Source organism: Halomonas sp. M20, assembly GCF_020622265.1.
Taxonomy (GTDB): Bacteria; Pseudomonadota; Gammaproteobacteria; order Pseudomonadales; family Halomonadaceae; genus Modicisalibacter.
Genome location: NZ_JACNMQ010000003.1, coordinates 222,128 through 240,680 on the forward strand (window position 1 = coordinate 222,128; position 18,553 = coordinate 240,680).

Sequence of the window (18,553 nt, forward strand, 5' to 3'; positions counted from 1 at the left end):
TCATGACCACTTTCTTCGTTACCGGTACCAGCACGGACGTAGGCAAGACCTTCGTCAGCTGCGCCCTGCTGGCGCGGGCGCGTGACCATGGCCTCACCACCCTGGGACTCAAGCCGGTGGCCTCCGGCTGCCACGCTACTCCTCAGGGGCTGCGCAATGCCGATGCCCTGGCGCTGCAGACCCAGTGCCATCCTGGGCTGCCTTATGAGCGAATCAACCCCGTGGCCTTCGCGCCCCCTATCGCCCCACATCTGGCGGCACGTCAGGTCGGCCAGGAAATAACGCTGGACACCCTGACAAGGGCGCTTGCGCCGGCGCTGGCCGAGCCTCGCGACCTGACGCTGATAGAGGGCGCCGGCGGCTGGCGGGTGCCGTTGAACGATAAAGAAGACCTGGCCGGGTTGGCGACACGACTGGCCCTGCCGGTAATTCTGGTGGTGGGCCTGGAGCTTGGCTGCCTGAATCAGGCGCGGCTCACGGCGGAGGCGATCCGCGCCGACGGGCTGCCGCTGGCAGGCTGGGTCGGCAACCTGCGGGATGTGGACTTCGCCGCGGACGAGACGATCTACCGCGCCAACCTGGCCACCCTCGAGCAGCACCTGCCCGGCCCCTGTCTGGGCGTGATGCCACGGCTTGACGCCGGGGGCCCCGAGGCGCTGGCGCGGACGGGCGCGAGCCATCTTCGTCTACCCTCTCACCTACCTTCTCGCCTACCCCAGAAGGACACACCATGAACTCCCCGGTCTGGCACCCCTATGCCCACCTCAAGACCCAGCGACCCACGCCCAAGGTGATCGGCGGCCAGGGCGCGCGGTTTCACCTGGATAGCGGCGAGACGCTGTTGGATGCCACCTGCTCCTGGTGGTGCATGATCCACGGCTACGCCCATCCGCGCCTGGTGGCGGCGATCCGCGAGCAGGCCGGCGAGCTTTGCCACGTGATGCTGGGTGGGCTGACCCACGAGCCCGCCGAGCGCCTGGCCCGGGAGCTGGTGCGCATCACCCCGCCGGGGCTCGAGCATGTGTTCTTCTCCGACAGCGGCTCGGTGGGTATGGAGGTGGCCATGAAGATGGCGCTGCAGTATCACCATCTGCAGGGCAAGCCCCACAAGCGCCGCCTGCTGTCGTTGATGAAGGCCTATCACGGCGACACTCTGGGATGCATGGCGGTCTGCGACCCGGAGGAGGGCATGCATGCCCTGTTCAGCGATGCGCTGCCCCGGCACCATTTCGCCCCAGCGCCTCGGGCCGGCTTCGCGGCAGATCCGGAGGAGGTGCAAGCCGATCTCGACGACCTGCGCCGGGTGCTGGAACGCCATCACCGGGAGATCGCGGCGCTCACCATGGAGCCGCTGCTGCAGGCCGCCGGTGGACTCAACATGGTCTCGCCTCACTACCTACGCGGCGCCCGTGCGCTGTGCGACGAGTTCGACGTGCTGTTGATCTTCGACGAGGTGGCCACGGGCTTCGGCCGCACCGGGCGGCTGTTCGCCGCCGAACATGCCGCCGTGTCGCCGGACATCATGGTGCTCTCCAAGGGGCTCACCGGTGGTTACCTGGGGCATGCCGCCACCCTGGCGTCCAGCCGGGTGCATGAGGCCTTTATCGGCGACACTCCCTTGCATGCGTTCATGCATGGGCCTACTTTCATGGGCAACCCGCTGGCCTGCCGGGTGGCGCTGGAAAGTCTGGCGGTCTTTGAACAGGAAGATTACCTTGGCAGAATCGACAGGCTCAGTCGCGTGCTGCAACGGGAACTGCTCGAGGACGCCGATCTGCGTGCCCATCCCGAGGTGGCGGATGTCCGCGTGCTGGGCGCCACCGCAGTGATCGAGGCGAAGGATGCAAGTAGTCTACGGGGAGTGGCGGATTACGCGCGGCGCCAGGGTGTCTGGCTGCGGCCCTTCGGCCGCTGGCTCTACACCATGCCGGCCTACATCACGAATGAGGACGAAATGGGCCGGATCATCGAGGCGATGAAGGCCTCGTTTCGCTAGACCCTGGCAAGCCGCTCGACGTCGTCGGCCATGTCATCGGCCAAGGCGTGCAGAGCGGCCCGCTCTATCTTCCTCTCCGCATAGGCGCGTAGCCCCATCACTTGAGCCTGGAATCGATGCCCAAGGCGCTCGGGATCCTGGCCAGGAGCCAGTTCGCCGACCTCTCGAGCCGCCTTGAAGGCGTCGATGAAACGCGTCTCCATGCTGTCGAGTATCTCCTGAGCAAGAGCGGACTGGCCGCCCGGCCCCAGCTCCAGTAATGTCTTCACCAGCATGCAGGCGTGGGAAGGTCGGGGTGTATCACGCAGCTCACCGAGTTGACGCAGATAGTCGGCAAGGCCGCCCAAGGGCGAAGAATTAGCTGTCAGGATGCGCTCGAGCTCGACCAGCCCCTGGCGGCCATAGCGCTGCAACACCTCCTGAAACAATTTCTCCTTGCTGCCGAAGCTGGCATAGATGCTGCCGGGGCGCATATCGAGGGCGTCTTCCAGATCCTTGAGCGAGGTCGCCTTGAAGCCCTTGCGCCAGAATAGCGAGAGGGCCTTGTCGAGGGTTTCCTGGCGATTGTGCTGGGCGTGGCGTGGCATGGAGAATTCCCACTGATGCGATGCCCCTACAGGTATCATCCGCATGGATTTGAGTGAACATTCAAATTTTATCTTGAGTGATCGCTCAAATCCAGCTAGGATAATTTTATCGTTTAGTAAGCATCCGTACGGATTTTTTTGAGCGTTCGCTCAAAACGGATAATCCCCGAAAAGATGCTTGACCAATGCCGATTCCCAAGGAGACACGAGCATGACCGACTTTACTCTGCACAATAAAGATAGCGCTCCTGAGCAAAGCCAGAAGCTGCTGGATAACTCGATCAATGCCGCGGGCATGATCCCCAATCTGCATGCGGTGATGGCTGAAGCACCGGGGCTGCTTCAGGGTTATCAGCAGCTTCACCAGTTGTTCACTGAAACTAGCTTCGATGCCAATGAACAGACGGTGGTATGGCAGACGATCAACGTCGAGCATGCCTGTCACTACTGCGTGCCGGCGCATACTGGCATAGCCAAGCAGATGAAGGTCGATGACGAGGTCACCGAAGCATTGCGTAACGAGACCTCGCTGCCGAACGAAAAACTCGAAGCCCTGCGCGATTTCACCTTAGCGATGGTACGTCAGCGTGGCGAAGTCGACGATGCCACGGTCAAACGCTTCCTGGACGCCGGCTATACCCAGCGCCAGGTGCTGGAAGTCGTGCTCGGCCTGGCTCAGAAGGTGATGAGTAACTACACCAACCATCTAGCCCAGACGCCGATCGATGAGCCGTTCAAGCGCTTTGAATGGCACAAGCAGGGCTGAGTGGTTCCGTTGAATCCTGAGTAGAATGTTCCTTGTGCTTCAGGCGGCTCTCTTTAGAGAGTCGCTTTTTTTATGCCACTCTGTTCATCCTGTATGAACTCGACATTATTGGCGGGTCTGCCGATACTGCCAGTGGATGCAGATGAAATCCGCACAACAACAAGGAGAGGTCCATGTCACTTCTGCAGCGTTCACTGTCATCAACCGTGGGAGCGGTTTGCCTGTTCGGTGCTTCACTTATGGTCGGATCTGTCCAGGCAGCAACCACCGTGAACCTGAGCTACAACGGTGCGCCTGACCCGGAGAAGAACGCGGTGCACGTGTTCGCCACCAATCTCAAGGAACTGGTGGCAGAGAAGACCGGTGGCGAACTCGAGCTCAGGCTCTATCCCAACAGCCAGCTCGGCGAGGAGCAGGCGCGCATGGAGCAGACCATGAGTTCGCCGAATCTGAATATCGCGTCCTTTGCAGGGATATCGCCGGTGATGCCGGAAATTTTCGTCAGCGCGATTCCCTTCCTGTTCGAGGATTTCGAGGCTGCACGGACCTTCTTCGACGGGGGCAGTTACTGGAAGACATTCGACGAGACCCTGCGCGAGCGTACCGGCATCGAGATGCTGGCGGTGGTCGAGGAGGGCGGTTTTCTAGCCTTTACCAACAATGAAAAGCCCATTCGTACCCCGGAGGATTTTCAAGGACTGCGCTTTCGTGCCATGGACCCCAGCCAGGTAGCGCTCTACGAAGCCTTCGGCGCTTCGGGAACGCCGATTCCCTGGACCGAGGTCTATATGGCCCTACGTACCGGCGTGGCTGATGGGCAGATGAATCCGCCGATGTACATCATCATGGGCAGCCTCTACGAAGTGCAGGATTATCTGACCCTGGCCAACATCCAGTACTCGGATCAGTTCCTGGTGGGCAATGGGGCCATGCTCGACGGCTGGGACGAGAAGACCCGCCAGGCCTTTCTGGAGGCGGTCGATGAGGCCAACACCATGGCCCGGAAACACAACGAGGCCAAGGTGGATGAGCGCATCGCCTATCTTGAAGAGCAGGGTATGCAGGTCATTGAGCCATCCGAGGAGAACCTGAATGCCTTTCGTGAGCAGGGCCAGCCAGCTTATCTTGAGTGGCTGAAAAAGCAGAATATCGAGCAGCGTTGGATCGACCTGGCCCTTGATGACGCCGGCATGACGCAGTTGGCGCAGTGATAACGTGGGTCAGGGCCTTCCATGTCTAACACCCTGTTTGCGATGCGAGAGCGGGTGCTGACGATCAGTCGAGCGGTATCGCTGACGATTGCCAGCGCCCTGTTGCTGATCAACCTGGGGGTCATCCTCTATGCGGTCTTCCTGCGTTATCTCGCTGGCGGCGCCCCCATCTGGACGGATGAGCTGGCGCGCTTTCTGATCATCGGCGCCGTGCTACTGGCCGCCGGTGCAGTCTGGGTGGAAGGCGGCCATATGCGGGTCGCCTTGATCGAGCGGCTATTACCGACGCCACTATGTCGACTGCTCAATCTTTACCAATGGCTACTGACCCTGGCACTTGCCATCGGCGGCGCCCTGTTCAGCTATCGCTATGCCCAGTCGGTAGCCATGTTCACTAGCTCAGGCCTGGGCATCAGTCGCACCATTCCTATGATGTCGATGCCCATCGGCTTCGCCCTGCTGGCCTGGCATGCCTTATGGTACGGGCCGGCACCGCTGAAGGCGCTGGTGGAGCAGGACGCATGACCCTCACCATGCTGGCGGTCTTCCTGGTGCACGTACTGCTCGGTCTGCCGCTGTTCCTCGCCCTGCTGACGACAGCGGTAGTGGGCTTTCTATTCGTCGATCCGGCGATGATAGCGCGCATGATGCCGCAGCAGTTCTTCGGCGGCATCAACGTCTTCTCACTGATGGCGATTCCGCTATTCATCCTGGCCGGCAACCTGATGAACGCGAGCGGACTGACCGAGCGTTTGATGGGGCTGGCGCGCCTACTGGTCGGCCATCTGCGCGGCGGCATGGGCCACGTCAACGTGGTGTCGAGCGTGTTCTTTGCCGGGGTCAACGGCTCCGCCGTGGCGGATACCTCGGCGTTGGGTTCGCTACTGGTGCCGCCCATGCGTAAGGAGGGCTACTCCACTGCCTTCGCTGCCGGGCTGACCGCGGGCAGTTCGCTGATCGGGCCGATCATTCCGCCCAGCATCTTCATGATCCTGTATGCTTCGCTGACCAATACCTCCGTGGGGGATCTGTTCCTGGCCGGGGTGATTCCCGGGCTGGTGCTGGGGGTGGCCTTCATGGCGATGAATGCCTTTTACGCCTGGCGCAAGGGCTTGACCAAACGCGGCGGGTGGCCTGGGGCCTCCGAGCTTGGCAAGGCGGCACTGGCGGCCTTGCCGGCATTGATTGCGCCGTTCATCATCGTCGCCGGCATCGTATTGGGCTTCGTCACCCCGACGGAATCCGGCGCGCTGACCGCGCTCTACGTGGCCTTGTGCGGTATTGCTTTGGGCAATCTGTGCCTTGCTGATTTTTGGAGAGCGATCGTCGAGACGACACGGCTCACCTCGGCGATCTTCCTGATCATGGCGGCCTCGGCGACAATCAGCTGGCTACTCTCCTATGCCCAGGTGCCTACTCAGTTCGTCGAACTGCTGGCGCCCTATACCGATCAGCCGATTCTAGTGCTGCTGATGCTCAGCGGTATTACTTTCGTCACCGGCATGTTCATGGAAGAAGTTTCGGCGCTGATGCTGCTGACTCCGATCTTCGCCCCGGTAGCGATGATGGCGAACATTGATCCGGTGCATCTTGGCATCATCATTACCTTGAATATCACCATTGCCTTGATTACGCCTCCCATGGGAGCCTGCGTCTTCGTTGCGGCGGCGGTCAGTCGACTCGAGATCACTGCGCTGTTCAGGACCATTTGGCCTTTCGTGCTGACCGCGATACTGGTGCTGCTGATATTGATTCTTTTCCCGCCTCTGACCCTGTGGCTGCCGACCGTACTTGGATAATGCAATGAGTGAGACTGTTTCTGCCTTCGCAAGCGAGGGGCTGCCGCCGATTCCCAGTCAGCCCGGGCCCGAATGGGGAGCCTTGAGTCGTATACCCATCGCCGCGGACGACGCGCCACTAGTGCCGGTAAGCCTGGCCCCGGAGCCGCTCAAGACGTTTCCCGTCTATGCCAAGCAAGGCCTTCCCGGCGCGGTGCCCGACTGCTATGTGCGAGAAGAGATTTACCGGCGCCTGCTTGGCGTGGCGCGTTCACTGCCTCAGGGCTTTGGCCTGGTGGTGCTTGATGGCTGGCGCCCCTGGCGGGTACAGCAGTATCTGTTCGATACGCTCCAGGAGGCGATTCGCTCTCGTCATCCTGACGCCGACGATACGGAGCTCCTTTCACGCACCCGCGAATTCGTCTCCGTGCCCAGCACCGATTCACGGGCACCCAGTCCGCATTTGACCGGTGGCGCGGTAGACGTGACCCTATGCGACGCGGATGGTCTCATGCTCGATATGGGAACCCTGTTCGACGAGGCCGTACCGGCCTCTCATAGTGACTATTTCGAAGGTCAAGACGATGATCTCAATGATCGCCAGCGCCTAGTGAGGGATCGCCGCCGCTTGTTGTATTACCGCATGCACGAACAAGGCTTCACCAACCTGCCCAACGAATGGTGGCATTTTGATTTCGGCGATCAGCTGTGGGCCTTGTATGGTGGTCACGAGCGGGCGCTATATGGCCCAGCGGAACTGGAGACGATCGAGAGTCGCTGGCGTCGGCAGTTATAATGGATGCCTCATCGGCACCCTGGCCGGAGCGTACGCACCCAATGCATGTCTTCATGAGAACGGCGCGATTCAAAGCACCCCACCGCAGGATAGGCGTTGGCTTCTAAACGCCGTAGGAGGACGTGATAGAGCCAGGATAACAAGGCGTCCTTAGCCATGGAGAAACGCGATGCAATGGTTTAAGAGGCACTTGATGTGGGGCCTGACGGCGTGGCTGTGGTTGCCGCTGGCGGGAGCGGCGGCGGAACTTGCCGTCGACAACGCCCACTTGCGGCTGCTGCCCGGAGAGTTGCCCGCGGCAGGTTATTTCGATCTGCGCAATACCGGCGATACTCGACATGTGCTGGTCGGGGCGAAAAGCGCCGCCTTCGAGCGGGTGGTGATGCACGAAAGTAGTGAAAACAACGGTACGGCCTCCATGAAGCGCATGAAGCAGTTGACGCTGGCCCCCGGTGAACGGGTGCGTTTCGCCCCGGGTGGGTATCACCTCATGTTCATGGAGCGTACTCGGCCCCTTGAGGTGGGCGATGAGGCGAGCGTCACCCTCGAGTTCGTCGACGAGCAGCGCTTGCCGGTCACCTTTCGTGTCGTTTCGCCGACTTTCACCCAGGAGGAATGATGCGCCATACGCTATTGATGTTGTTGGCTCTGGCTGGGCTCGTCGGCTGTTCCGATCCAGGCTGGCGAACCAAGGATATTTCCGGGCTCATGCCGCCACTGGCCTTCGAGCTCGTCAATGAAAATGGCAAGACCGTCAGTGCCGAGGCCTACCGTGGCCAGGTCACGCTGCTTTATTTCGGCTTCACTCATTGTCCCGACGTGTGTCCGACGACACTTGCCCAGCTCGCGGCGGCGGCGAATGAACTGGGAGAAGAGACGCAGGACGAACTGCGAGTATTGTTCGTATCCGTCGATCCGGCTCGGGACGATCCGGAAACGCTACACGACTATACTACCGCCTTCGGCCCCGAGTTCGTAGGTTTGACCGGCGATAGGGCCGCGCTGGATGCGTTGACGCGCCGGTACCACGTCACCTACGGCTATGGCGACAAGGACGCCGAAGGCAACTACGACGTCTCGCACTCCAGCGCCGTGTTTGCCTTCACTCGTGACGGGGAGGCGCAGTTGTTGATCCGGGAGAGCGATCCCAGGCCCGCGGTCGTCGACGATTTGCAGCGGCTGCTGGCGCGCGGGTGATGGCAGCCCTGGCCTGAGGCTGGCACTGCGCTCGGGCAGGGCCAGTCCGTACACGATCTGACCGCGGAGCCCTCTGTCATCACCTCGTTAATCAGCCACGACGACGCGATGCCGCCAAGGCCGTCATAGACTTTCCCTCTCCATGCCGGGTACCTCCAGCGATTGCAACAAAGCCCCCAAGCCTTCTGGCGCCCGCGCCTTGCAGCGAGCGCTGGTGAGGACATAGGAAGCGGCGTTCCAGACGATACGAAAGCCGCCGGCTTGGAGTGCGCGCACCAGATGCACATCTTCGTGAGCACGACGGGGTTCAAAGCCGCCTACCGCACGGTAGGCGTTGGCGCACACGCCCAGATTGGCGCCGTAAATGCGCCGAGGGTCACTGCCACGCAGATGCGCCAGGTAGCGCTTGCGCTGAACGACGGGTAGTTGGGACCATTGCGCCAGGCGAATGTTGCCGCACACGGCATCGCAATCAAGTTCGCACTGGCTGCTCAGCCAATCGTGGCTGACTTCGCTGTCCGCATCGGTGAAAGCCAGCCAGCGCGCCCCATGCTCGAGTAGCCAGCATGCACCGATGTGCCGCGCCATACCCACGTTGGTATGTTCGACTTCGATTACACGAACGGGAAAAGTAGTGGCAATGGCCGCAGAATCATCGGTGCAGGTATCCAGCACCAGAACGATCTCCACCGCCTCCTTTTGAATGTAAGAAAAGTGCTCGGCGGCGACCGTCAAGGCATTCAGGCAACAATGCAGGTGGTCTTGTTCGTTGTGCACGGGTACGACGATACCGATCATGGCGATCTCACTTCCCTGTGATGAACGATCTCATATCAAGCCATCGCGTCGAGCCACGGAGCTTTTTTCTTTAGACCACAGCTCGATGATGACGTCTTCTTCCAGATGCTGACTCAGACGAGTCAGTCCGCTGCCCTCGTTGATTAGGCGATGTACCGTCTCGCCATCGATTTCGCCGCCTTCGATAGGATGACGCCAGTGGCAGGCCAGTACTTCACCGCCATCTTCAAGAAGCGCCGAGAGGCGTGTAACAGCGACATCCATTGCCGAGCGATCGAGAAAGTACCCCAGCTCACTGAATACTACCAGATCGTACTTGCCCTCGGGCCAGGTATCCGGCAGTCGATGCTGTTCCAGGGTCACATGCTTATGCTGAGCCAGACGCTTGCGAGCGGTTTCGAGAGCGGCGGCACTCAAATCCCAGCCCAACAGGGTATCGCAGCGCTCCAGAAGCGCCTCGCTCATCACACCAATCGAGCAGCCAGGTTCGAATACGCGCTTGTAATAGGGGCGGGTCAGCATGGCAAGGCACAGAGCGCGCTTGCGCGCCTCGTACCAGCGATGCTCGTAGCCCCAAGGGTCGGGGCTTTGGGCGTAGAGCGTATCGAAATCATCCTTCGTGAAGCTCATAGAAACAGCACCTCGAAAGGGCGCAGCAGTCGCGCCAACGCAAAAGGCGCCAGCACCGGTCCTTGCTCGGTCGTGTCATCCGCAGTGAGCTGGCTGACGTGAGCCTCCAGAGCGGTGCACTTGCGCTCGTATTGATCGAGGCTGAGTTCAATACGCCGAGCGCGCTCCCAGGGGACGCGAGGGTCCCCGGGGCTTGCCCAGTGCCAGGTCCAGATCGGCAACTCGATGAGGGAGCACCCCTTGGTGCTGGCTACCTCGGCGCAGGCCTGGCCGGTTGCCTCATGATCCGGATGGCCATCGCCGCGCCAGGTGGTCACCAGGATGTCGTCGGGTTGAAGATGATCGTCAAGGTGCGCGATCAGCGCGGCTCGCTCTTGCGTCACTCGTGTGTCGATCAGTCCCAGTCGCAGGATAGGCACCTTGGCGAGTCCCAAGTATTCGAGGGCACGTAGGCTTTCTTGTGGGCGGGCCTTGGCCAGACGCTCCGGGGTCCAGTAGCCAGAGCCAGGATGACTGCCGGTGCCGTCGGTGACGCCAAGAATCAGTATCTCATGGCCGAGGGCGGCCAGCTGCATCAGCAAACCCGCGCAGCCCACTATCTCGTCATCCGGATGCGGCGCCACCATGACGATGCGGCTTCCCGCGGGTACCAGCGCTGAGGCTTCGGCGGCGGGCATGTCGAGCAGACCCGGCCAGGCGAGCCAGTCGCTCTCGGGAGTGCCTTCGCCGACGATGCGCCGGTTATCGTTCATGCTCATGGGCTCAGCCCCCAGGGCGAGGCCTCCGCAGCCGCCAACTCGCGGCCCAATGCTTCAAGGTCGCGCTCGGCGTGGCTTTGGCGCAGAAACACCGGCAGATCCGCCATGCGCTGGGCGAAAGCCGGGTCACGGCAATAGGGCCCCGCCCCCAGGGCGCGACCGGTATGATGGATTACCTCATTCACGGCGTTTTCGATTACGGCCCGGGCACGCATGGCGATAAGCTGCGCGCTCTCTCGGGGATGTGCATCGATCCAGCGAGCGGCTTCGCGCAGCGTGGCCCGAGCGCTTTCCAGGGCCACATCTACTGCGCCCAGGTGCGCCAGTAAATGGGGGTTGTCATTGCCTTTGGCCCGAGCGCGCAGCGTCTCCCCCAGGGCGCGGGCGCCGCCAAACCAGCAGGCGGCAATGCCGGCGCCACCCTGCCAGAACCCGGGGCGTTCGAGATAGCCCCCGGCAGGGCCGATGAGCAGCGCCCGGGCGTGATCGAACTCCACCTCGACGCTGGCAGTGGCGGCCATACCTACCGCCTCCCAGCCCCTATCGGTGACGTTCACCCCGGGCTGATCCAGCGCTACCGCTACCAGACGCTGGGCGTCGTTCTGCCAAGCGGTCATCAAACCATGGGTCAGAATCGGTGCACCGGAACACCAGGCCTTGCGACCGGAAATCGTCACATCACTGCCGCTGGCATCGCATTCATCGCCCGTTTGCTCTATCGCCACACGCGCAAACGGCGGCTCTGCGGCCCACATACCCCACTGGCCATCGGCGGGTACCAGGGCGTCGGCTTCATGTTCGGCGATGATGGCCAGCGCATCGGTATGGCCCTCGAAGAGCTTGACCAAGGAAAGATCGAGACCGGCCACATCGGCAAGAGTCTGCCAGCGGCTCAAGGTGCCGCCTTGGCCGGGCAGCGGCAGGTGGTCGGCGCCGGTGTCGATCAGATGCGCCAGCAACGCCGCAAGCGTATCGATATCGGTGGCAGGCACTCTTGAGTGCAGAGCCGGATCCGCAACGATCCGATCTCGATGCTCGGCGCTTGCGGGGCTGGATGACAAGGAGTGAGAAGCCGATTCCGTGGCCATGGATTTTCCTCTTTAGATTTTTTTATCCTGTCAGCTTAGCACGGCTATCACGATAACCTCGGTTGTGTTGAGGCTTGCGTGCCTTGCCGTTTCACACGTCTTTGCTGCCATTTTGGGTTGCCCATTCGGACCGGTGAAGGCGATTCAGGTAAATTTCAGAGGTAAATGATATTATAGGTGCGCCGATCGACCCCCCCATGGTCAAGCATCGCTGACGTTACGAGAAGATGGGGGCTGCAGACGATCCGGCCCTTCATAAGATCAATAAGTCCTGTTTCGCTTTTTCAATGAAGAATTCAAGCGCTTTTCCGCGCCTCATGGGTGCATCACTTATTTAGTTTTTTCGTACCGGTCGACACAGTGGTCTGTTTTTGGAGGAGTGGTCAGATGCCGGACAGTGCTCTGTCACGTTTGTTTATACGGTTTCTATTACCGTTGATATTGGTCGTGTTGAGTCAGGGGGGGCTCGCCGCGAATCAGGACTTCCTGCCCGTCGACAAGGCCTTCAAGCTACATGCGGAAAAGCAGGACGGCGAGGTGGTTCTGCGTTGGGAGATCGCGCCGGGCTATTACCTCTATCGCAAGCGCCTGGGCATCGAGGGCGAGTCTTCCGCCATCGCGCCGTTCTCTCTGCGCGATGGCCGGATCATCAGCGACGAGTACTTCGGCGAATCCGAGGTCTATTACGAGGAACTCGAGGTACGGGTCGACCCCCAGGAAGCCGAACGCCTGGCGCTGACCTGGCAGGGCTGCGCCGAGGATGGCCTCTGTTATGCCCCGCAGCGCGATACCTTGGATCTAGCCAACATGAGCCTCGAGAACGGTAAGCTGGCGGGAGGCGGTTTTTTCTCGTCCCTGAGTGGTTCTGGCGCTAGCTCTAGCTCAGAGTCTGGCTCGTGGTTTGGCTCCAGCGAATCAAGCGCCGGCAGTCCGGCCACGACCGAGCCAGAATTTGAGCCCGAGCCCGAGCCCGAGCAGAATGCTGCGGTCGCTAATCCTCAGGGTAACAATACCGCGCTGGGCGAAGACCAATTCCTGGCCGCGCAGCTATCCGATGCCTCGTTTGGCTGGGCCTTGGCAGCTTTCTTCGGCATGGGGTTGCTGTTGACGTTCACGCCCTGTGTGCTGCCGATGGTGCCGATCCTGTCGAGCCTGGTGGTGGGTTCCGGCGCGGGAGCCAAGCGCGGCCTGCTGCTGTCGATTGCCTTCGTGCTGCCCATGGCCCTGACCTATGCCGTGATCGGCGTCATCGCCGCCCTGGCCGGCGCCAATCTACAGGCGATGCTGCAAACCCCCTGGGTGTTGGGCGTGTTCGCGTTGCTGTTCGTGGTGCTGGCCCTGGCCATGTTCGGACTTTTCGAGTTGCAGTTGCCCCAGGCGCTGCGTCAGCGCCTCGATAACATGCAGCAGCGCCAGCGCGGCGGCACCCTGGGGGGCGCCGCGGCGATGGGAACGCTCTCGGCGATACTGGTCGGCCCCTGCATGACCGCCCCTCTTGCCGGGGCGCTTTTGTATATCGCGGATAGCGGCGATGCACTGCTGGGCGGTAGTGTGTTGCTGGCGTTGGGGCTGGGCATGGGCGCGCCGCTGCTGCTCGTCGGGGCGCTGGGCGCACGTTTGCTACCCCGCCCCGGGGCCTGGATGACCCGGGTCAAGGTGCTATTCGGGTTCGTGCTGCTGGGCATGGCCATCTGGTTTGTCGCCCGGGTCATCCCGAGCAGCATCGAATTGGGGCTGTGGGGTGCCTGGCTCGTGGGAATCGCCGTCGCGCTATGGCAGGCGAGCCAGGCTACCGTGCCGAGCCCGGGGCAGTTGATTGCTCGCAGTGCTGGTCTGGTACTGGGGCTGTGGGGGGCGGTGATGCTGGTGGGCAGCGCTGGCGGCGGTGACGATCCCTACCGGCCTCTGGCGTTTCTCCAGTCGGCTCCGGCAGGCGCTGGCGTTCAAGAAGACTTCATGGCCCGCTTTGCGCAGGTGGAGGATCTCGCCGATATGTCGCGCAAGCTCGATCTTGCCGGCGAGCGTGGCCAATGGACTCTGGTCGATTACTACGCCGAGTGGTGCATCTCCTGCAAGGTGATCGAGGAAGAGGTGTTCGGTGATCCTCGAGTACAGAAGGAGTTGGCGAGCATGCAGCTGCTGCGCCCGGACGTGACCGAGAACGATGCCGCCGACAAGGCCATGCTCAAGGCGTATGGCGTGCTCGGACCGCCCACCATCATGCTGATTGGCCCTGATGGCAAGGAGCGTCGTGGTCAGCGCATTGTCGGTGAAATCAGTGCCGAGGCGTTTCTCGAACGGCTTGATCAAGCCCGGGAAGGGGAGCGGAGCACGTCTTGAGTCGAGAGGGTAAGAGCGCCACTTACGTCATAAAAGGAGTTTCCATGATCGATAATCACCTGGGCCACGGTTTGCTGATCGTTGTTCTGACAGGGCTACTCTGGCCCTTGGACGGTATGGCTCAGGAGTCGAAGTGGCCGGCACCGGTTCAGGCGTTGGAAAAGCAGGGCTTGACGGTGCATGAGCGCTTCGAGACCCCGGCAGGACTGACCGGCTACGCTGCCAGCGTGCAAGGCCGTGAAGTGGCGGTCTATGTCACCGAGGACGGTCAGCATGCCATCGTCGGGACATTGCTGGATGCCCAGGGTAACGATCTTTCCGCCGAGCCCCTGGCCAAGCTAGTGGGCGGGCCGCAGGATGCGGCACTGTGGCAACAGCTCGAGGAAAGCACCTGGATCGCCGATGGCGATGATGACGCCGAGCGTGTGCTCTATACCTTCACCGATCCCAACTGTCCCTATTGTCATAAGTTCTTCAAGCAGACACGGCCCTGGGTGGAAGCCGGCAAAGTGCAACTGCGTCATGTCATGGTGGGTATTCTCAAAAAGGATAGCCCGCTGAAGGCGATTGCCCTGCTTGCCGCCGATGATCCTACCCAGGCACTTCGCGACCATCAAAACGGTGACGAGGTGGCGTTGCTTGATAAGCTGCCCAAGGAAGAAGAAGACGAATTGTTCGCCAACAATCAGTTGATGAGCTCTCTAGGGCTGAACGCCACGCCCAGCACCTTTTATCATGCGGGAGAAAACGATCGGTTATCGGTAACACAGGGCGCACCCGGCGAGGACGAGCTGGTAAAAATGATGGGCTCGCCCAAGCCTTGACCGGATTCCAGCAGCGTCAGGCTTTTGCCGGCAGCTTACGCGCCAGAAACCATCCGCCGATCATGGTTGCGAGCATGGCAACGAGCGGCGGCGTGATGCCGGCGATGGAGGCGAATGCCGGCCCCGGGCAGTAGCCGGAGAGCCCCCAGCCGATGCCGAATAGCGCCGCGCCACCGATCAGGCGTCCATCCAGGTCGCGCCGGGTCGGCAGTTGAAAGCCTTGTGCCACCAGGGGCCGGTCGCGGCGCAGCACCAGCCGGTAACCGATGAAGGTCGTGACCACGGCTCCGCCCAGCACGAATATGAGCGTTGGGTCCCAGGCGCCGGCAACGTCAAGGAAGCCCAGCACCCGAGCGGGGTCGGTCATGCCGCTAATCGCCAGTCCCAGGCCGAACAGCAATCCAGCGATGTAACCCATTAGCGCTTTCATGCGCCACCTCCGATTGCGTGTCGTGTCACATAGACGGTCAGCATGGCCACCAGCAGGAAGGTAACGGTCGCAACGATCGAACGCGTCGATAGGCGCGCCATGCCGCAGACGCCATGACCGCTGGTGCAGCCTCCCCCGATACCGGTGCCGACCCCGACCAGCAGGCCGGCCAGCAGCATCAGACCGATGCCTCCGGCAGGCTCGCCGATTACCTTGGCGGGAGCATTGACTACGTTGCCTAGCCCTTCACCCAGGCCACTGCCCAGCAGCATCAGGATAAGCGGGCCGCTGATCAGCCCCAGAAAAAAGGTCAACCGCCAAGCGGAATCGCCTGGACTGCTACGGGTCAAAAGCCCCGACAGAATGCCGCTGATACCGGCGATACGCCCGAGGGTCGCCATCAGCCATACGGCGGACAGGCCGATCAGAACACCGCCGATCAGACCATGAATAGTGGCCGTCACATCCACATGAACTCTCCTTTATTAACCGTTTCAGAACAGATTGATAGGCACTTTGATATAGACCTGATCGTTGTCCTCTGGGGGCGGCAGTTGTCCGGCGCGCATGTTGACCTGCACCGAGGGTAGAATCAGCTTGGGCATGTTCAAAGTAGCGTCCCGCTCGGTGCGCATTTTGACGAAATCATCCTCATCGATGCCTTCATGCACATGAACATTGTTCGCCCGCTGTTCAGCTACTGTGGTCTGGTGCTGATACTCTTCGCGGCCGGGCGCCTTGTAGTCATGACACAGGAACAGTCGGGTCTCGCCGGGTAGCGCCAGTACCTTCTGGATCGAGCGATACAGGGTGCGGGCGTTGCCACCTGGGAAATCGCAACGCGCCGTGCCGTAATCCGGCATGAACAGGGTATCGCCGACGAAGGCGGCGTCGCCTATCACGTAAGTGAGGCAGGCGGGGGTGTGCCCGGGGGTATGCAGCACCCGGGCTTTCAGACCGCCGATAGTGAAGGTGTCACCCTCTTCGAACAGACGATCGAACTGGCTGCCGTCCCGGGCAAACTCGGTGCCGGCGTTGAAGGCCTTGCCAAAGGTCTCCTGGACCTCGCGGATTCTGGCACCGATACCGGTCTTGCCTCCCAGCTTCGCGTGCAAATAGGGCGCGGCGGAAAGATGGTCGGCATGCACGTGGGTCTCGAGTACCCACTCGACGGATAAATCATGGTGCTGAATGAAATCGATGATGGCGTCGGCGGAACGTACGTCGGTACGCCCCGCGGCGTAATCGAAATCGAGTACCGAATCGATGATTGCGCAGGCATTACTGCTCGGGTCCTGAACGACATAGCTGAACGTGCTGGTGGGCTCGTCGAAGAAGTGAGTCACAACTGGATTACACATGGTAGGCCTCCAGATTCATTGGCATCATTCAAGATGCAGACCAAAGATCTTAAAATTAGTTCTAACGTTAGGCATTTTTAGCATAAAGCAAGCCGAAGTGCCTTACGAAATCGGAGAAAGTGCATGGCGAGTTACGTGTTGATCAAACAGCTCCACATGCTGGCGGCGGGGCTCAGCATCGTGCTGTTCATGCTGCGAGCCTGGTGGGCGGTACGGGAATCGCCTCAACTCAAGCGGCGCTGGGTGCGCATTCTTCCCCATGTGATCGACACCGTGCTACTGATCGCAGGCGTCACCCTGATGATCCTGCTCAAGGCCTGGCCCACCCAGCAGCCCTGGCTGGCGGCCAAGCTCATAGGGTTGGTGGCCTATATCGGCGTTGGTACCATCGCCATCAAACGCGGTCGTACCCCGGCCACGCGAGGTGCGGCGGCGCTGATAGCCATCGCGATCTTTGCTTATATCGTCGGTGCGGCCGTTACCCGCGACCCACTTTCCTGGTGGACGATGATGGCGACATGATCATGATCATGAGCAGATAGCGAGGCGAGCAGTTCGAACAAGGCACTCTTGCGTCAAACGATCCGGAATAAACGCTGTCGTGCCTTGTTCCTGAAAGGCGCGAATAGCGCGGATACCGGCTCCAGAAGAACCTGTCCGGCTGGCTGTAACGTGATTGCATTTGTCGTGAGCGTCACCAGGCCATCCTCGACAAAGGGGGTTAGCGCCACCAATTCTGAGGCGAAATACTTGCGAAACACGATGTGATACCGCTCTTCTATCGCCTTGACCTCAACCCTATGGCGATCCAGCAGTTGATGAACGATCTCGCGTCGCAACAGGTCATCGAAATTCAACTTGTAGCCGCGCCATACAGGCAATCGGCCCTGATCGAGATGGTTGAAATAGTGAGATAACCCCAGGGTATTCTGACTATAGCTATCGTCCAGCCGACTGAAGGCCCCAGCCCCTAGACCGATCAGATCGCAACTCCGACGGGGCGAATACCCACCCAAATCGTAGCGCAGAGTGTGCCTGTGCCAGTTCACTGTCAGGTCGTCTTCCGCCAAGGCGAAATGCCCCAAGCCAAGATGTTGGTAACCGGCTTCCTTGAAATGCAGGATGGCCTGCTGCAGATGCGCGAGGGGGAGTGTGGTGGTGGCGTTTTCAGCGTCGAAAAAACGGTGGTAGTAAAGGCTGACTTGATCCGGCCGTAGCGCGACCAGTTTGGCCAAGTCTGACTCGAAACTTGCGAGCGTCTGCTGCGGATAGCCGTAAGTCAATGTAATGCCCACACCCTGTAGCTGCGCTTGCCGCGCGGCGTCGATAAGCGGCACAAGAGATTCCACGCAAAACCTGCCGCTGCCCTGACCCGGGAATGATGTTTGAGTCCGTGCTATCAGGTTCAGGTGGGTGAATCCCAGCTCCCCAAGGAGTGCTATATACCCGGAAGAGGCGCTATCAGGTCTTATGTCGATGGTGGAGGTGGGCTGGTCGCCCTGAGCCAGCGAAAAGTGGTGTGTCAGTACGCCGAATAGCCTTTCCCACTGGGTATATTTCATGCAGGCCGATAAGTCGCCATTCACATGAACGTGCTCTATCTGGCGATCCTTGTCGAACAGAGCGGCTTGCAAAGCGATTTCGCGTTCGAAATGGCCAATATACTCATTGATGCAGGCTGTATGACGGGCAGTGTCTACCCCTGGACAAGTGTTTAGTTCGTCTAGATCATGGCTGGCAGGCAGACACAAGGAAACCGAGAGTGGTCTCGGGATCGGGTCTTCATTGCTGGCTTGAGCCGCCTGACGGTAGGCTTTCTCCGAGAAATCCTTGCGTAAATGCATCAGGGGAGAATAGGGCCCCTGGCAGGACTCGGTGCAAGCGTATTTTTCAAGTAAGGCGCGATCGAGCACTACGTGGGCAACCATCCTGTGTCCTTAGCCAAGGATCTTTGCACTCACTATAGTTAGTGACGCCCCGTAGGATGTTGACT

Annotated in this window: 21 protein-coding genes; 12 read left to right on the forward strand and 9 right to left on the reverse strand. The window is 60.7% G+C overall.

The features are described 5' to 3' along the window. The first annotated feature begins 2 nt into the window (after positions 1-2). Together bioD and bioA are read left to right on the forward strand one after the other, a co-directional pair. Positions 3-734 (forward strand): dethiobiotin synthase, encoded by a 732-nt coding sequence (gene bioD, locus H7850_RS09940; RefSeq protein ID WP_227369371.1) that lies wholly within the window; start codon positions 3-5, stop codon positions 732-734. Continuing rightward, positions 731-1,996 carry an adenosylmethionine--8-amino-7-oxononanoate transaminase gene (gene bioA / locus H7850_RS09945; RefSeq protein ID WP_227369372.1) on the forward strand — a complete coding sequence of 422 codons (1,266 nt, stop codon included), beginning with the start codon at positions 731-733 and terminating at the stop codon, positions 1,994-1,996. Before bioD ends, bioA begins: the two co-directional genes overlap by 4 nt. Here the strand turns inward: bioA and H7850_RS09950 are convergent. Then, entirely contained in the window at positions 1,993-2,583 is a 591-nt protein-coding gene (locus H7850_RS09950) for a TetR/AcrR family transcriptional regulator (protein WP_227369373.1), read from the reverse strand. The genes bioA and H7850_RS09950 overlap by 4 nt on opposite strands. 211 nt (positions 2,584-2,794) lie before the next feature. Between H7850_RS09950 and H7850_RS09955 the strand changes: the two genes are divergently transcribed. The 7 genes from H7850_RS09955 (at position 2,795) to H7850_RS09985 (ending at position 8,331) form a co-directional block, all read left to right on the forward strand. Further along, complete coding sequence (locus tag H7850_RS09955) at positions 2,795-3,349, forward strand: carboxymuconolactone decarboxylase family protein (RefSeq protein ID WP_227369374.1); 555 nt, start codon at positions 2,795-2,797, stop codon at positions 3,347-3,349. Positions 3,350-3,522: 173 nt separating this feature from the next. Then, positions 3,523-4,560 (forward strand): TRAP transporter substrate-binding protein DctP, encoded by a 1,038-nt coding sequence (dctP, locus tag H7850_RS09960; RefSeq protein WP_227369375.1) that lies wholly within the window; start codon positions 3,523-3,525, stop codon positions 4,558-4,560. A 21-nt stretch (positions 4,561-4,581) separates the two neighbouring features. Then, positions 4,582-5,085, forward strand: coding sequence for a TRAP transporter small permease (locus tag H7850_RS09965; RefSeq protein WP_227369376.1), 504 nt, complete (start codon positions 4,582-4,584; stop codon positions 5,083-5,085). Beyond that, positions 5,082-6,359, forward strand: coding sequence for a TRAP transporter large permease (locus tag H7850_RS09970; RefSeq protein ID WP_227369377.1), 1,278 nt, complete (start codon positions 5,082-5,084; stop codon positions 6,357-6,359). The genes H7850_RS09965 and H7850_RS09970 overlap by 4 nt, the downstream gene beginning before the upstream one ends. A 4-nt stretch (positions 6,360-6,363) precedes the next feature. Continuing rightward, positions 6,364-7,134 carry a M15 family metallopeptidase gene (locus H7850_RS09975; protein WP_227369378.1) on the forward strand — a complete coding sequence of 257 codons (771 nt, stop codon included), beginning with the start codon at positions 6,364-6,366 and terminating at the stop codon, positions 7,132-7,134. 169 nt (positions 7,135-7,303) lie between these two features. Further along, complete coding sequence (locus tag H7850_RS09980) at positions 7,304-7,753, forward strand: copper chaperone PCu(A)C (RefSeq protein ID WP_227369379.1); 450 nt, start codon at positions 7,304-7,306, stop codon at positions 7,751-7,753. Next, positions 7,753-8,331 (forward strand): SCO family protein, encoded by a 579-nt coding sequence (locus tag H7850_RS09985; protein WP_227369380.1) that lies wholly within the window; start codon positions 7,753-7,755, stop codon positions 8,329-8,331. Before H7850_RS09980 ends, H7850_RS09985 begins: the two co-directional genes overlap by 1 nt. A 123-nt stretch (positions 8,332-8,454) precedes the next feature. On the opposite strand, the gene H7850_RS09990 is transcribed toward H7850_RS09985, so the two are convergent. The 4 genes from H7850_RS09990 to H7850_RS10005 are packed head-to-tail and all read right to left on the reverse strand — an operon-like array spanning position 8,455 to position 11,605. Then, positions 8,455-9,129 (reverse strand): glycosyltransferase, encoded by a 675-nt coding sequence (locus H7850_RS09990; protein WP_227369381.1) that lies wholly within the window; start codon positions 9,127-9,129, stop codon positions 8,455-8,457. Between the two features lie 30 nt (positions 9,130-9,159). Next, positions 9,160-9,759 (reverse strand): class I SAM-dependent methyltransferase, encoded by a 600-nt coding sequence (locus tag H7850_RS09995; RefSeq protein WP_227369382.1) that lies wholly within the window; start codon positions 9,757-9,759, stop codon positions 9,160-9,162. Next, positions 9,756-10,517 carry a PIG-L deacetylase family protein gene (locus H7850_RS10000; protein ID WP_227369383.1) on the reverse strand — a complete coding sequence of 254 codons (762 nt, stop codon included), beginning with the start codon at positions 10,515-10,517 and terminating at the stop codon, positions 9,756-9,758. The genes H7850_RS09995 and H7850_RS10000 overlap by 4 nt, the downstream gene beginning before the upstream one ends. Next, on the reverse strand, positions 10,514-11,605 hold the full coding sequence (locus H7850_RS10005) for an acyl-CoA dehydrogenase family protein (RefSeq protein WP_227369384.1): 1,092 nt from the start codon (positions 11,603-11,605) through the stop codon (positions 10,514-10,516). The genes H7850_RS10000 and H7850_RS10005 overlap by 4 nt, the downstream gene beginning before the upstream one ends. 387 nt (positions 11,606-11,992) lie before the next feature. Here H7850_RS10005 and dsbD point away from each other — a divergent pair, with 387 nt between their 5' ends. Both dsbD and dsbG read left to right on the forward strand, forming a co-directional pair. Further along, positions 11,993-13,945 carry a protein-disulfide reductase DsbD gene (gene dsbD, locus H7850_RS10010; protein ID WP_227369385.1) on the forward strand — a complete coding sequence of 651 codons (1,953 nt, stop codon included), beginning with the start codon at positions 11,993-11,995 and terminating at the stop codon, positions 13,943-13,945. Positions 13,946-13,989: 44 nt separating this feature from the next. Further along, positions 13,990-14,769 (forward strand): thiol:disulfide interchange protein DsbG, encoded by a 780-nt coding sequence (gene dsbG, locus H7850_RS10015; protein ID WP_227369386.1) that lies wholly within the window; start codon positions 13,990-13,992, stop codon positions 14,767-14,769. Between the two features lie 16 nt (positions 14,770-14,785). On the opposite strand, the gene H7850_RS10020 is transcribed toward dsbG, so the two are convergent. The 3 genes from H7850_RS10020 to H7850_RS10030 are packed head-to-tail and all read right to left on the reverse strand — an operon-like array spanning position 14,786 to position 16,560. Then, on the reverse strand, positions 14,786-15,199 hold the full coding sequence (locus H7850_RS10020; protein ID WP_227369387.1) for a DUF6691 family protein: 414 nt from the start codon (positions 15,197-15,199) through the stop codon (positions 14,786-14,788). Beyond that, complete coding sequence (locus tag H7850_RS10025) at positions 15,196-15,669, reverse strand: YeeE/YedE family protein (protein WP_227369388.1); 474 nt, start codon at positions 15,667-15,669, stop codon at positions 15,196-15,198. Before H7850_RS10025 ends, H7850_RS10020 begins: the two co-directional genes overlap by 4 nt. A gap of 24 nt (positions 15,670-15,693) precedes the next feature. Continuing rightward, the gene (locus tag H7850_RS10030; RefSeq protein WP_227369389.1) at positions 15,694-16,560 is read right to left on the reverse strand and encodes an MBL fold metallo-hydrolase; all 867 of its coding nucleotides are present in this window, start codon (positions 16,558-16,560) and stop codon (positions 15,694-15,696) included. 123 nt (positions 16,561-16,683) lie between these two features. Here H7850_RS10030 and H7850_RS10035 point away from each other — a divergent pair, with 123 nt between their 5' ends. Further along, complete coding sequence (locus H7850_RS10035) at positions 16,684-17,082, forward strand: SirB2 family protein (protein WP_227369390.1); 399 nt, start codon at positions 16,684-16,686, stop codon at positions 17,080-17,082. 53 nt (positions 17,083-17,135) lie between these two features. Here H7850_RS10035 and H7850_RS10040 read toward each other — a convergent pair whose 3' ends face one another. Next, positions 17,136-18,488, reverse strand: a complete 1,353-nt coding sequence (locus tag H7850_RS10040) for a hypothetical protein (protein ID WP_227369391.1) — start codon at positions 18,486-18,488, stop codon at positions 17,136-17,138. Positions 18,489-18,553 lie beyond the last annotated feature (65 nt).